This window comes from Pseudomonas sp. Irchel s3f7 (assembly GCF_900187615.1).
Classification (GTDB): domain Bacteria; phylum Pseudomonadota; class Gammaproteobacteria; order Pseudomonadales; family Pseudomonadaceae; genus Aquipseudomonas.
The window spans coordinates 1-14,067 of record NZ_FYDO01000021.1; the positions used below are offsets into that span (position 1 = coordinate 1).

The 14,067-nt window shown below is 60.6% G+C and carries 14 protein-coding genes and 1 pseudogene; 5 read left to right on the top strand and 10 right to left on the bottom strand.

Annotated elements, in window-relative coordinates:
• Window positions 1–223 precede the first annotated feature (223 nt).
• Window positions 224–847 (bottom strand): glutathione S-transferase, encoded by a 624-nt coding sequence (locus tag CKW19_RS18420; protein ID WP_095059139.1) that lies wholly within the window; start codon window positions 845–847, stop codon window positions 224–226.
• Between the two features lie 134 nt (window positions 848–981).
• Between CKW19_RS18420 and CKW19_RS29140 the strand changes: the two are divergent.
• A pseudogene (locus tag CKW19_RS29140) lies at window positions 982–1,107 on the top strand (phage infection protein); the annotation flags it as partial.
• 31 nt (window positions 1,108–1,138) lie between these two features.
• Here the strand turns inward: CKW19_RS29140 and CKW19_RS18430 are convergent.
• Window positions 1,139–2,236, bottom strand: coding sequence for a DUF1615 domain-containing protein (locus tag CKW19_RS18430; protein ID WP_095059141.1), 1,098 nt, complete (start codon window positions 2,234–2,236; stop codon window positions 1,139–1,141).
• A gap of 208 nt (window positions 2,237–2,444) precedes the next feature.
• Between CKW19_RS18430 and CKW19_RS18435 the strand changes: the two genes are divergently transcribed.
• Window positions 2,445–4,655: a TonB-dependent siderophore receptor gene (locus CKW19_RS18435; RefSeq protein WP_095059143.1), complete on the top strand. Its 2,211-nt coding sequence runs from the start codon at window positions 2,445–2,447 to the stop codon at window positions 4,653–4,655.
• A gap of 211 nt (window positions 4,656–4,866) precedes the next feature.
• A complete protein-coding gene (locus CKW19_RS18440; RefSeq protein ID WP_095059145.1) occupies window positions 4,867–6,402 on the top strand; it encodes an FAD-dependent monooxygenase in 1,536 nt (511 codons plus the stop codon).
• 115 nt (window positions 6,403–6,517) lie between these two features.
• On the opposite strand, the gene CKW19_RS18445 is transcribed toward CKW19_RS18440, so the two are convergent.
• Window positions 6,518–7,228, bottom strand: a complete 711-nt coding sequence (locus CKW19_RS18445) for a glutathione binding-like protein (protein WP_095059146.1) — start codon at window positions 7,226–7,228, stop codon at window positions 6,518–6,520.
• Window positions 7,229–7,598: 370 nt separating this feature from the next.
• Between CKW19_RS18445 and CKW19_RS18450 the strand changes: the two genes are divergently transcribed.
• Window positions 7,599–8,270 (top strand): histidine phosphatase family protein, encoded by a 672-nt coding sequence (locus CKW19_RS18450; RefSeq protein WP_371856300.1) that lies wholly within the window; start codon window positions 7,599–7,601, stop codon window positions 8,268–8,270.
• A gap of 117 nt (window positions 8,271–8,387) precedes the next feature.
• Here the strand turns inward: CKW19_RS18450 and mnmH are convergent, their stop codons facing one another.
• From mnmH to CKW19_RS18470, 4 genes are all read right to left on the bottom strand, one after another.
• Window positions 8,388–9,491: a tRNA 2-selenouridine(34) synthase MnmH gene (gene mnmH, locus CKW19_RS18455; RefSeq protein ID WP_095059149.1), complete on the bottom strand. Its 1,104-nt coding sequence runs from the start codon at window positions 9,489–9,491 to the stop codon at window positions 8,388–8,390.
• Window positions 9,491–10,525, bottom strand: a complete 1,035-nt coding sequence (gene selD / locus CKW19_RS18460; protein WP_095059150.1) for a selenide, water dikinase SelD — start codon at window positions 10,523–10,525, stop codon at window positions 9,491–9,493. Before selD ends, mnmH begins: the two co-directional genes overlap by 1 nt.
• 90 nt (window positions 10,526–10,615) lie before the next feature.
• Entirely contained in the window at window positions 10,616–11,572 is a 957-nt protein-coding gene (locus CKW19_RS18465) for a zinc-binding alcohol dehydrogenase family protein (RefSeq protein WP_095059152.1), read from the bottom strand.
• 93 nt (window positions 11,573–11,665) lie between these two features.
• Complete coding sequence (locus tag CKW19_RS18470) at window positions 11,666–12,445, bottom strand: helix-turn-helix transcriptional regulator (protein WP_095059153.1); 780 nt, start codon at window positions 12,443–12,445, stop codon at window positions 11,666–11,668.
• Between the two features lie 134 nt (window positions 12,446–12,579).
• Here CKW19_RS18470 and CKW19_RS18475 point away from each other — a divergent pair, with 134 nt between their 5' ends.
• On the top strand, window positions 12,580–12,807 hold the full coding sequence (locus CKW19_RS18475; protein WP_095059155.1) for a DUF6555 family protein: 228 nt from the start codon (window positions 12,580–12,582) through the stop codon (window positions 12,805–12,807).
• Between the two features lie 56 nt (window positions 12,808–12,863).
• On the opposite strand, the gene CKW19_RS18480 is transcribed toward CKW19_RS18475, so the two are convergent.
• The 3 genes from CKW19_RS18480 to CKW19_RS18490 form a co-directional block, all read right to left on the bottom strand.
• Window positions 12,864–13,022, bottom strand: coding sequence for a metallothionein (locus tag CKW19_RS18480; RefSeq protein ID WP_082344443.1), 159 nt, complete (start codon window positions 13,020–13,022; stop codon window positions 12,864–12,866).
• A gap of 88 nt (window positions 13,023–13,110) precedes the next feature.
• Window positions 13,111–13,566 (bottom strand): DMT family transporter, encoded by a 456-nt coding sequence (locus tag CKW19_RS18485; RefSeq protein WP_095059157.1) that lies wholly within the window; start codon window positions 13,564–13,566, stop codon window positions 13,111–13,113.
• Window positions 13,566–14,060 carry a DMT family transporter gene (locus tag CKW19_RS18490; protein ID WP_095059159.1) on the bottom strand — a complete coding sequence of 165 codons (495 nt, stop codon included), beginning with the start codon at window positions 14,058–14,060 and terminating at the stop codon, window positions 13,566–13,568. Before CKW19_RS18490 ends, CKW19_RS18485 begins: the two co-directional genes overlap by 1 nt.
• Window positions 14,061–14,067: the final 7 nt, after the last annotated feature.

Below are 14,067 nucleotides of genomic sequence, written 5' to 3' on the forward strand. Positions count from 1 at the left end.
GGGCTGGAGCACAATCTACGTCACAGGCATAAAGCCTAAGGAGCTGCACGGCTTCCAGAACCCTCCCTCGATGATCAGTCGAGAACTATCGCTCCTGATGGAGCGATAGTCGAGATACAAGGAGCTGGCTTGCCAGCGATTGCTATGGATCATTCAACATTGAAGTTGACTGATACACCGCTTTCGCTGGCAAGCCAGCTCCTACAGGGGATCGACGGAGTTCTCAGGCGGGCCAATGCCGCTCAAACACCGGCGCCAGCACCGGGTGCCGGTCAATCCGTTCCAGCCAGGCAAAAAAACCGGGGCGGGCATTGCGCAAATGCTCGCGGCTGCCCGCCCACCGCGATATCACCGCCGCCAGCACATCCAGCGCCCGGGGCGTCTCACTGCCCAGATAAAGATCCCCCGAAAACTGATCGGCAAACACCTCCCAGCTCCAGTGCAAGCGCTGTCGGGCACCGGCCATGAGATTCTGCCTCGACGATTCATCGGCCACCGCCAGCCAGCGCTCGGGGTAATCGATGATGCCGATGGCGGCATAGCAATTGGTGACGATGTACGTCATGCCCCGAATGGCCTGGTCACGCTCGGCCGGGTCTTCCGGCAACAGCCCCGACGAGGGAAACGTCAGGCCGAGGTGAATCAGAATCGCCGCGCTCTCGGTCAGGACGCCGCCGTCGGGCCGTTGCAGCGTCGGGATCTGCTTGAGCGGGTTGAGCTTCTCAAGCGCGTGGGCCGCTTCTGGCGATACCTCAACGTCAATGAATCGATAAGGAATCTCGCAAAGCTCCAGTGCAGCCTCAATCGCCGCCGCACCGGAATTCTGATGGCCGTAGAGCTGGTACATAAACATCTCCTTGCGGACCGGGTGAGCCTGGACGCCAGCTATCCAGTGTAGAAGCCGTCGCCGTCACCGCCGTGACCATCCGACGACCGCACCATCACGCTCACCGGAGGTATCGCGCAGCGCCCATCATTGCCATGAAACGCCAAACCCTTCTCGGCATCGCTTTCTCGGTTTGTGCAGTTAACGCTTTCGCTGCAACGTCTACTCACCCGGTTGTCGCTGAAGGCGGCTCGGATCGTCTGATTGAAAACCGCGCTGCCTGACTGGATGTACCGATAGCCTCGACCGCTCCTACAATTTTCCGGCCCGCGTCATGCAACGTTGATAACGCTCATCGACCCGTTTGGCGAACCACGCCGTGGTGAGTTTGCGGGTGATTTTCGGGCTTTTCAGCACAATCCCCGGCAACACCGCACGCGGTAACGTCCGCCCCTCTGCCTGTTCGGCCAGTTCGAAAACCCGCTGATACAGCGTGGTGTCTTCGAACGCCAGGCTATTGCCCTTCTCCAGTTGATCGCGAATCGTCGGATTACGCATGTCCAGGCGCTTGCCGAGGCTGCGCACGGCCAGCTCCGTGGTGCCGGGCATGATCGAATCGTGGCGAACCAGATCACCATCCAGCGCCAGCGTAATTCCCGAAGCACGGCTCACCGCGTTCTGAAAAGCAGCATTGCGACTGGCGTACCAACCGGCGTTGAAATCGGCGAAGCGATACAACGGCTGTTGATAGCTGACCGGGTAACCGAGCAGATGGGCGATGCCGAAATACATGCCGCCACGCCGGGTGAACACTTCATGGCGGATCGAGCCATCCACCGGGTAGGGATAACCCTTGGCGTGTTGCTCGGCAAAATCGATGCTGACCTGCATTGGCCCACCGGTGTGCACCGGGTTAAAGCCGCCGAACAGGGTCTTGCCCATGGGCACCATGCCGATGAAGTCATCGAAAATCGCGCTCAACTGCTTTTCACTGCGCGCCGCATTGAGGCGATCGTTGTAGGTTTTGCCGGTGGGTGAATTGAGCCGCAACGCACCGCTGACCAGTAACCCCGGGATGTGTGCCGTGGCGGCACGACGGTCGATTTCCTCACGGGCGATCTTGCCCAGGCCCGGTACAGACGGGTCGACCTGAAAGGTCGATTCCTGCTCAGTCACGGCCAGTACCGAACACAGGTTCTGAGTGCTCGGGTAAATGTCTTGCGCGGCAAATGCCGCATAGATATCCGTGGCCCAGCCCTGGCGGTCGACGGTCTTGGCCGGCAGTAAACGCACGATCTCGGCGCGCACCTCGGCGGGCTTGCGCGGTGCAGGTTCCTGGCTCCGCTGACCGGCGCAACCGGCCAGTACCAACAACGCGGCAACGCTTGTAATCAATCGATTGGCTTGCATGTAGCTCCATCAAATCCGTTAAGCCGCCGTCACCATACGACCAATGGCCGATTTGTGCACAGGCAGAAATTTCCTGTGTACCTCGCAGAAAGCGCATAGCACAACGTTACTGAGAACACCTACCATTTGCGTCTGGAGTCGCATTTGCGCAAGGAGATTCGCGCCGCCCCTTTTTCCAATCGGCCGCGCGCCGCCTCAGGATCGAAACATGACCACTCCAGCCCGACTCCGCGTGCCCTTTCGTGCGACGCTACTCGCGCTTTTTTGCTCCCTGTCCGTGACGGCGCATGCCGAAACGCCTGAAGCGCCCGAAACCCAGGGCAAGCCGCTGATGCTCGGTGACGTCAATGTCAACGCCCAGGCACCGACAGCGTCCGACCTGCCCCCGGTGTACGCCGGTGGTCAGGTTGCACGCGGCGGCCAACTGGGCGTGCTGGGCAATCAGGACATCATGGACGTGCCGTTCAACATGACGGCCTACACCGAAGAATTGATCCGCGACCAGCAATCCGAAACCATCGGCGACGTGCTGCTCAATGATTCATCGGTGCGTCAGGCTTCCGGATATTCCAACCAGGCCCAGACCTTTATGATTCGTGGCCTGCCCCTCAATGGCGACGACATTTCCTTTAATGGCCTGTACGGCATCCTGCCGCGACAGATCGTTTCCACCGATGCCCTGGAACGTGTCGAAGTGTTCAAAGGCCCGAACGCCTTCATCAACGGTGTAACCCCGACCGGTTCCGGTATCGGCGGTGGCGTCAACGTGCAACCCAAGCGCGCCGGTGATGAACCGTTGCGTCGTTTCAGCACTGACATCAGTGATGACGGACGCATCGGCGAACACCTGGATATTGGTCAGCGCTTCGGCGAGGACAACCAATTCGGCGTACGCCTCAACCTGTCGCAACGCGAAGGCGATACCGCCATCGACGATGAAAACCAGCGCTCCAAACTGTTGGCCCTCGGCCTCGACTACCGTGGCGATGCCCTGCGTGTTTCCGGTGACTTCATCTATTCGAAAGAACGCATCAACGGTGGCCGCAGCTCGGTAAACCTTGGCGACACCACGCACATCCCCGATGCACCGTCGGCCGATACCAACTATGCGCAAAAGTGGGGCTTCAGTGAGATCGAAGACACCTTCGGCATGTTGCGCGCCGAATATGACCTGAACGACAGCTGGACCGCCTACGCTGCTGCCGGTGCCAAGCATACCCGTGAAGTCGGCAACTTCGACTCCACCACGCTGGTGGGCAACGATGGCAGCTCGGTGACCAGCGGCTCGTACATTCCGCACAATGAAGACAACAGCAGTGCCATGACCGGCCTCAATGGCAAATTCGCCACCGGGCCGGTCACCCATAAACTCAACTTCGGCCTGGCTGGGATCTGGACCCAACAGCGCAACGCCTACGATTTCGACCAGAATGATTACTCGAATAACATCTATCACCCGATCGACGTTCCGGCGCCAGGCGGCGGTTTCTCAGGCGGCGACCTGGGTGATCCGGGCATTACCGGCAAAACCTTCATGCGCAGCGTCGCCGTGTCCGACACACTGGGCTTTATCGATGATCGCCTGCTGATCACACTCGGCGCACGCCGCCAACAGTTGGTCGTCCAGGGCTACGACTACGACACCGGTAGCCGCACGTCCAACTACGACGAATCGATCACGACCCCGGTGTACGGCATCGTGTTCAAGCCGTGGGACCACGTGTCGTTCTACGCCAACCGTATCGAAGGGCTGGCCCAGGGTCCGACGGCACCGACCACTTCAGGCTCGCGGGTCGTGGTCAACGCCAACGAAGTCTTTGCCCCGACACGTTCCAAACAGATCGAAGCCGGCGTCAAGGTCGACATGGGCACCTACGGCGCAACGCTCGGTGTGTACCGCATCGAACAACCGGCTGACGGTTATACCCAGATCATCGACGACACCACTGCGGTGTTCGTTCAGGACGGTGAACAGGTCAACAAAGGCGTGGAGCTCAACGTGTTCGGCGAACCCCTCGACGGTCTGCGGGTAATCAGTGGCGTGACCGTGATGGACACTGAGCTGAAGCAGACACAGGACGGCCTCAACGACGGCAATCAGGCCATCGGCGTGCCGAGCTTCCAGTTCAATGCCAACGTCGATTGGGACGTGCCCGGCCTGCAAGGCGTGACCCTGAGCGGACGGATGCTGCGCACCGGCGGCCAGTACGCCGACGCCGCCAACAACCTCAGCCTGCCGACCTGGAACCGCTTCGATGCCGGTGCCCGTTACGCGTTCAAGGTCCAGGAAAAAGACGTGACCGTGCGCTTCGGCGTGGAAAACGTCGCCAACAAGAGTTACTGGGAATCGGCCCAGGGTGGCTACCTGACCCAAGGCGAACCACGCTCGGCGAAGCTGTCGGGCACCATCGATTTCTAACCGCCAATCCCCGGCGAGCAGCAAAGATCCCTGTAGGAGCGAGCTTGCTCGCGATGGACTCAAGCACACCGCGTACATCCAGAAAGTGCGCGTCATCGTTAGCGTCCATCGCGAGCAGGCTCGCTCCTACATATGTTTTCCGTTGGGCGCACAACTGCGCTGGGGTTTTCCACTGGGCCATACTTGTCTCACGAGCAAGGAGGACAGGCCCATGCAACGTAGCGACGTGTTGATTACCGGTGCCGGCCCCACCGGGTTGGTGCTGGCGTTGTGGCTAAGCAACCTCGGCGTGCGCGTGCGGATTATCGACAAGGCCTCGGCGCCCGGCACCACGTCCCGGGCGTTGGCGGTGCAAGCGCGGACGCTGGAGTTGTATCGCCAACTCGGCCTGGCCGACGCCATCGTGCAGCACGGCCATCGCGTGGCGGCCGCCAATTTCTGGGTCAAGGGTGAGCCCATCGCGCGCTTGCCGCTAAGCCGTATTGGCGAAGGCTTGACGCCCTACGCCTTTCTCGAAATCTTCCCGCAAGACGAACACGAACGGCTGCTGATCGACCGCCTCGAAACCTTCGGCATCACGGTTGAGCGCAACACCGAGTTGCTGGGTTTCGAGGAAACCGCCGACGGCATCACCGCCACCTTGCGCCTGCCCGACGGTCAGCAAGAAACCTGCCAGGCCTGCTACCTGGCTGGTTGCGATGGTGCCCGCTCGATTGTGCGCAAGACGCTGGACACTGGCTTTCCCGGTGGCACCTATCAGCAGATTTTCTATGTCGCCGACGTGCAGGCCAGCGGCCCGACGTTCAATGGCGAATTGCACGTGGATCTGGACGAAGCGGACTTTCTCGCCGTGTTCCCGCTGGCGGGTTCGGGCCGTGCGCGCCTGATCGGTACTGTGCGCGATGAACGTGCCGAACACGCCGAGACCCTGCGTTTCGAAGACGTCAGCAGCCGGGCCATCGAGCACATGAAGGTCAGGATCGAGCAACTGAACTGGTTCTCGACGTACCGCGTGCATCATCGGGTGGCGGATCACTTTCGCACTGGACGCGCCTTTTTGCTCGGTGATGCCGCCCACGTGCACAGCCCCGCGGGCGGCCAGGGCATGAACACCGGGATCGGCGACGCCATCAACCTGGCATGGAAACTCGCCGCTGTGCTGAGCGGCGGCGCCGAGGCCAGACTGCTCGACACCTACGAACCCGAACGCATCGCGTTCGCCCGCAAACTGGTGGCCACCACCGACCGGGTGTTCACTTTCGTCACAGCCGAAGGGCGCATGGCCGACTTGCTGCGCACCCGTCTGGCGCCCTTCCTGATTCCGAAAATGGCCTCGTTCGAGACCTCCCGCGAATTCCTGTTTCGCACGGTGTCGCAAATCACCCTGAACTATCGCGGCATGTCGCTAAGCAGTGGCGTCGCCGGGCATGTGCATGGCGGCGACCGCTTGCCCTGGGCTCACGATGGCGAGGGGGATAATTTTGAATCGCTGAAGTGCCCGGTCTGGCAGGTGCATGTCTACGGAGACACCAGCGACGCGATGATTGACTGGTGTCACGAACACCATTTGCCACTGCATGTGTTCGGCTGGCGCCCGGCGTTTGAAACCGCAGGCCTTGGGCGTAGCGGGTTTTATCTGTTGCGGCCGGACACTTACGTGGCGATTGCCGAGACGTGTTCTGACCCAAAGGTGATCGAGCGGTATTTCCATGATCACGGGATCCGGCCGTTTTTCGGCCCTCCCTGAATCACCGCGCCCCCCTGTAGGAGCTGGCTTGCCTGCGATGAGGCCGGAACATCCAACATCACGATTGACTGATCCGACGCCATCGCGAGCAAGCTTGTTCCTACAGGAAAGGTGTTTAACTGGAAACGGGACTTGGAATCTGTAACCCGCGCACCACCGCCGGCCGCGCCAGGAAGCGCTCCAGTACCCGTGTGACGTTGGGGAAGTTCTGAATGCCCACCAGATCGCCGGCTTCATAGAAACCGATCAGGTTGCGCACCCAAGGGAAGGTGGCGATGTCGGCAATGGTGTAGCGCTCGCCCATGATCCAGTCGCGACCTTCGAGACGTCCGTTGAGCACACCGAGCAGGCGTTTGCTTTCTTCGACATAGCGGTCGCGGGGACGCTTGTCTTCATAGGCCTTGCCGGCGAATTTGTTGAAGAAACCGAGCTGGCCGAACATCGGGCCAATGCCGCCCATCTGGAACATCAACCACTGGATGGTTTCGTACCGGGCAGCCGTTTCCTGAGCCAGCAACTGCCCGCTCTTGTCCGCCAGGTAAATCAGAATCGCCCCGGATTCGAACAGCGCCAAAGGCCGGTCATCCGGGCCATGGGGATCGAGGATGGCCGGGATTTTGTTGTTGGGGTTCAGCGACAGGAACTCGGGGGACATCTGGTCATGGGTGTCGAAACTGACGCGATGCGCCTCATAGGGCAGGCCGATTTCTTCGAGCATGATCGAGACCTTGACGCCGTTGGGGGTCGGCAAGGAGTACAGCTGAATCCACTCCGGGGACTGGGCCGGCCATTTTCGAGTGATGGGGAACGCAGACAAATCGGTCATGGGAAGGATCCACGAGAAAATTGAGAATGCCGATCATAAGGGAGAAAAAGCGGGTTGCGACGCCTGGCGCCATGAAGATCCCTGATAGTGAAGATCAACAGAGATCACATGCTTTTCACACCCGTCGCTGTACGGTGTCCATAAATCCGCAACATCCTGTCGATAACCTACACTGCAACCCGTTGCTGGTTACCGGTAAATTGCTGCGCTCTTGGCCGGTATCGAACCAAATGGGTGTCAGAGGACTCTGAGCACCACCCCTTTGGAAAACGGACCGGTTCAACGACATGGAAAACACCCAACGCAGGAAACGTGTGGTGTAAAGGTTTGTCAGCCTTAACCGATTTGCGCTGAAGAACCTTATTCGATGATGAACCCGCTGAAATTCGCCAAACGTCTTAAACATCGCGCCTACATTCTGCTGCCCGCCTTGGTGGCGGTCAGTGCGTTGTTTCTGGTACTGGAATCCAGCTATACCCGCGCCCATCCGATGGATGGCACGCAGACGCTGGTGTTCTTGCGTCACGGTGAAAAACCCGCCGGTGGTCTCGGCCAGCTCAATTGCCAGGGCCTGAACCGCGCCATCGACCTGGCCACCCTGCTCCCGGAAAAGTTCGGCAAGGCCGATTACGTGTTCGCCGCGAACCCGACGCGCAACGTCGAGGAAGGTGAGCTGGACAACTCCTACAGCTACATCCGCCCCCTGATGACCATCAGCCCCAGCGCCATCAAGCTGGGCTTGCCGGTGAACATCAACTTCTCGGCCAATGACACCAGTGATCTGGCCGATGAATTGCTCCACGACAAGTATCACAACTCGGTCATTTACACCGCTTGGTCCCACGGTTATCTGCCGGAACTGATCAACAAGGTCGCCGGGGAAGCCATCGGCAAGAAAGTGAAAATCACCGATGACTGGAAATCCAGCGACTATGACTCGCTGTATGTGCTCACCCTGACCTGGCACAACGGCAAGGCCAGTTTGCAGAGCCATACCTATCAGCAGGGGCTGAACAATGGGCAGGAGACTTGCCCGACCTGAGTTTTGCGTTGTTTGACCGGGCGTCATCGCGAGCAAGCTCGCTCCTACAGGGATCTTCAGTGAACGAAGAACCCCTGTAGGAGCGAGCTTGCTCGGATGAGGCGGGAAAAAACACCCTCAACTTTTCTGGCTGACCCGCTCCCGCAAATACTCAAGCACCGCCCCGCGCTCCCCGGCAAACTCGATCCGCGACCCTTTCTTCTCCCGCTGAAAGGCATACATCGGGTCGTAGTACTCGCGCAGCAACCCTTCGATCCAGCCCCGGTGCAAATCCACCGCACCGCTGCGCCCCTGCTCGGCCAATGCGTCTTCCATCAAGATCAGCATCCGCCGGTGACGTTCGCCGCCCAGGCGTTTCTGCACATTGTTCAGGCTCTCGAGCAAGCGCTCGGCGAACAGCGCAAAACCTTGATCGCCATGCACGTCGATGAACTCCGCGCACAAGTCCACCACGTAATCGCGCAGGATCCGCTCGACCCGCCCTTCCAGGCTGTCTTCCAGCCAGACCATCGGAAACTGCTGCATGCCCTGAAACAGCGGCAATGGCAGCGCGCAGCTGCCGACGGCGCGGCTCTCGTCTTCCAGCACGAATTGCTCGATGCCTTGGGCACGTTTTTTCAGCACGTCCACGGCGAGGCGGTTTTCAAAGTCGATGTTGGAGGGTTGCCCGGTGGCGCGCTTGCCGAAGCTGGAGCCACGGTGATTGGCGTGGCCTTCAAGGTCCAGCCCGTTGCGCAGTTGCGTCAGCACTTCGGTCTTGCCGGTGCCGGTCATGCCGCCCAGCAGGACGAAATCACACTGGGCAATCGCTTGATCCAGCGTATCGAGCAGGAAGGTGCGCATGGCCTTGTAGCCGCCGCCGACACGCGGGTACTCGATGCCCGCCTCGTCCTTGAGCCACTGCTGGACAATCTGTGAGCGCAGCCCACCACGGAAACAATACAAATAGCCGTCAGGGTGCGCCCGGGCAAAATCGGCCCAGGCCTGGATGCGTTCGGCCTTGATGGCGCCAGACACCAACTGATGTCCCAGCACGATGGCCGCCTGCTGACCGTGTTGCTTGTAGCAGGTGCCGATGCGTTGCCGCTCGTGATCGTTCATCAGCGGCAGGTTGACCACCCCGGGAAACGAACCCTTGGAAAATTCGACCGACGCACGGGCGTCCATCATCGGCCGGTCGTTGAGAAAGATGTCGCGGTAATCGGTGCAGTCGGCAAACATCAAAACACCTCGACCGCGTTGCTCTGTCGCTCGACCAGTTCACCGATGGGTTCCAGGTTCAGACCCAGTTCGGCAGCCACGGCGAGGAATTGCTCGTTGCCCTCGGGCGTTACGGCAATCAGCAAGCCACCGCTGGTCTGCGGGTCGCAAAGCACGCGTTTGTGCAGTTCCTGAAGACGGCCGAGCTTGCTCGCATAGCTGTCGAAGTTGCGCAGTGTCCCGCCCGGCACACAGCCTTGTTCGAGGTAGTATTCGACCCCCGGCAGGCGCGGCACACGGTCATATTCAATACGCGCGGTGAGCTGACTGCCGTCCGCCATTTCCACCAGGTGGCCGAGCAGGCCGAAACCGGTGACATCGGTCATCGCGGTCACGCCGTCGAGCTTGCCAAAACGGCTACCGGGTTTGTTCAGGGTGCACATCCAGTCACGGGCCAGGCCAATGTCGCTGTTGCGCAATTTGCCCTTCTTTTCGGCCGTGGTGAGGATGCCGATGCCCAAGGGTTTGGTGAGGTAGAGCAAGCAACCGGCGGTGGCCGTGTCGTTGCGTTTCATGTGGCGTTTTTCTACCAGACCGGTCACGGCGAGGCCAAAGATCGGCTCCGGCGCGTCGATGGAGTGCCCACCCGCCAACGGAATGCCCGCCGCGTCGCACACCGAACGCCCGCCGCGAATTACTTCCCGGGCAATCTCTGGCGCCAGCACGTTGACCGGCCAGCCCAGAATCGCAATCGCCATCAACGGATCGCCGCCCATGGCGTAGATGTCGCTGATGGCATTGGTGGCGGCAATACGCCCGAAATCGAATGGATCATCGACGATTGGCATGAAAAAGTCGGTGGTCGAAACCACACCGCGTTCTTCATCGATGGCGTACACCGCCGCGTCATCACGCGAGGCATTGCCGACCCAGAGCTTCGGATCAAGGTTCTGCGCCCCGCTACCGGCCAGAATCACTTCCAGTACTTGAGGGGAGATCTTGCAACCGCATCCAGCGCCGTGGCTGTATTGGGTCAGGCGAATTGGTTCGCTCATCAGGGGAGCCTCATGGGGTCAATGAGGCCGATTCTAACAGAGCGAGGCATACGCAAGGCGTTACGCAACCACGGACCCTGTGGGAGCGGGTCAGGGCAGCAGGATCACTTTATCGCCACGTCCCTGATTCACCTCGGCATAACGCTCCAGCCCTTCGGCCAATGGCGACTCCAGCAACCCTTGTGGCAATGGCAACAAATCCTCATCGAAGAACTTGCCGAACTGATCGAGCATCGCCGCGCAGGCCTGCACGCCATACAACAACGAATTGATCCCGACCACCGAGCCGCCCTTGCGATACAAACCCAGGGCTGGCAATTGCACATGACCGTCCACCGGCGCGGCAATGATCGCAATACGGCCGAAGGTTGCCAGGGCCGCAACCGATGCAGGCAGCCAGAAACCGGTGGTGTCGAAAATCACTTCGGCGCCACCGGCATACACGGCGTTGACCTGCGCGCCGAGGTCTTCAGGCTTGTCCAACTGAATCGTCTGATAACCCTGAGCCTGCAAGTCCTTGACCTGTTCCGGTCGTCGCGCCGCTGCCAGCACCCGGGCGCCCCGCACCTTGGCCAGCGCCAGCGCGGCACTGCCGACCGCCCCGCCACCGATCACCAGCAACGTTGTCCCGGCCGTTACCAGGCTGCGCTCCAGCGCATCCCATGCCGTGGTGTAAGGCACGCCGAGGCTGGCGGCCTGGGCGAAACTCAGGTGAACAGGCTTGAGCGCCACGCCATTGGCCGGCAATTTGACGAACTGCGCATGGGTGCCGTCGGCAAAAAAGCCCAGCTGCCGCCCGGTGCCCCAAACCTCCTGACCGATCAACGCCTGCGGGCCTGCCACCACCACGCCGGCAAAGTCACGTCCCGGGATGCGCGGCAGCGTGGTGTAGGGAAAGCGCCCCAGCACATTCTTCACATCGCTGGGGTTGAGGCCCGCGGCCTTGATCTCGACCAGCACTTCATCGGCGCCAGGAACGGGCGTGGCCACGTCAACGTAGCGCAGGGCCGAGAGGTCGCCGGTTTTATCGAACTGCAATGCTTTCATGGGTACATCCATCGAACAGGGATGTACCGATTCTAGAGATCAGTGTCGGCGAGCATCGGCCAAGTGCTTCTGAATATCGGCCAAAGCATCGTTTCAGCCGTGGCATTGCGCCAAGGCAAACTGCGAAGGCGTGCCCCCCAGTTCCCGGCGGAACATGTCGCTGAAGCTGCTCGGCGAATAGCCCAACGCCCGGGCAATCGCACTGACCGGCACGCCCTGAATCAGCTCGGCCACCGCCGTCACCAGTTGCACCTGACGCCGCCACTCGGCGAAGCCCATGCCCAGACCGTCCTTGAACAACCGCGCCAGGGTGCGCACGCTGGCCCCGGCGTTTTCTGCGTGCTGCTCGAAGGGAATGTCCAGCGAAGGCGCGGCCATGACCGCCTGACACAGATTCATCAGCCGTCGGTCGGAACCGTCCGGCAGCGGGATTTTCAGCTGTGAGCGTTTCGCTCGCTTGAGTTCCAGCAACGCCAGGCCCACCAATGCCTCGTAATACTCCGGCGCACCGTCGTCGCCCTGCTCCACCAGGCCGACGATCAGCTCGCGCAGCAACCCGCCGACTTCGATGACCTGCACACTGTCATCCAGCGTCGCCGCCAGGGACGGGCGCAGGTAGATGTTGCGCATTTGCAGGTCCGACACCACGCGAATCCCGTGGGGAACGCCGGGCGGCAACCAGACGGCCCGTTGTGGCGGGACCACCAATGCCTCGTGCGGCGTCTCGACCCACATCACGCCGCTCATCGCATACAGCAGCTGCCCCCAGACATGCTCATGGGGCTCGATGAACAACCCGCGCGGGTAGGTGCGCGCCAGCGGTTGCACGGGCACAGCGGTGTCACTCAGGTCGGGTGGCGTTGCGAGGGCCATGGTCAATGATCAGGGATTGGAGGAGGCTCCATGGTAGCGAGGCGACGAACCGGCCGCCACCGCCCGGCAATCCGAAGGAATTTTCCGGGTGGCAAACGATCCTTCTATGTACAACAGGGAGGAGCAGAGGCTTTATGAACAGCGCAAAACTTTTCGTCATTGAATACACCCTCCATGGCGCACCCAAGTCGTTCATTATCCGTCTGGATAAACTGGACAACGCGGATGCCTGGCATTGGGCGAGTTGTGATGCGGGGGTGGGGCGAATCCCTCGTTTTGGCCGTGAGAAGGTGCAAAAGACCAGCAAACCGATGGCGGAGAAATTCGGGGTAGAGAACGTCAAGTGGCGTTCGGCGAACTAGCGCCCGGCAACCATCGGGAAATGGAGCCTGAACAGGCTCCACTTTCATTCAGGCGGTCAGTGGGCACACTTGCATCCTTGATGGACACATTCTTCACCGTGCTCGTGGTGCTTGGCGCAGGCTTCACAGCAATAGTGCTTGCCGTGTCGCACAATCGGATGCTCGCCGAGCTTGCAGTTGCATTTCGGACAATCGCAGGTGCGGTCATCAGTCATGGAGTCGACTCCTCTGGGTGGTGGTCGTCGGGGTCTCGACAATGCGACCCGTAATACCAGTGTAGAAGTCGGACGCAAAGGCGCTAAGTCACCCCTGGCGCACACTGCTGCGATACATGAACACCAGGGCCAGGCCCAGACAGACCATCGCAAGCAGCCGGCTACTGGATAACTCGATCGCCGGATTGCCCAGCCAGCCAAACTGGTCGATCAGCATGCCCATCCCCAACTGCCCGACGATCACCGCGACGGTCGCCACCGCGGCCCCCACTCGCGGGACAGCTGCGACCATCACCACCATGTAAACCACGCCGAACAGCGCCCCGCCGAGTTGCCATTTCGGTACATCCAACAGGCTTACCGCATGGGCCGGTTCAAAAAACAGAACCAGCAACCCGGTGCTCACGGCGCCCACCACAAAGGTCAGCAAACTGCTGCGCAAGACGCCCACGGTTTCACCGAGACGACCATTGATCGCCGCCTGCACACTCAACACCGCACCGGCCGCAACCACCACGGACAACAGAATTATCAGATTCATCATCAGCCCCGTGCGATCAAGACAAGTGCCGCGACGATCAGCAGCAAGGCCAACCAACGCTCAGCGTTGATCTTCTTCCGGGTGGCACCGAACCAGCCGAAGTGGTCGATCAACACACTCTTGCCGACCTGCCCGGACAGGATGGCGATCATGGTCATTGCAATGCCGATATGCGGCGTGGCCAGGGTCAGCACCACCACGTACATCGGCCCGAGGAATCCGCCGATCAATTGCCAGCGCGGCAACTGACTGAAGGCAGGACCGCGTTGTGGACCGCTGAACAACAACAGCAAAAACAGAATCGCCGAACCGACACCGAAAATGCTCAACGTTGCCCACAGATGCCCGACCTGCCCACCCAATGGTCCGAGCAACCCGGCTTCTACGGACAAACCCATTCCGGCAAGGATCACCAGTGGCAACAGCAGCAAGCGCAGACCGGGGCTGACGGCCGTTGCCGGCATCGCACCCACCTCCAGGGTTGAAGAAGACTGCATGGAAAAT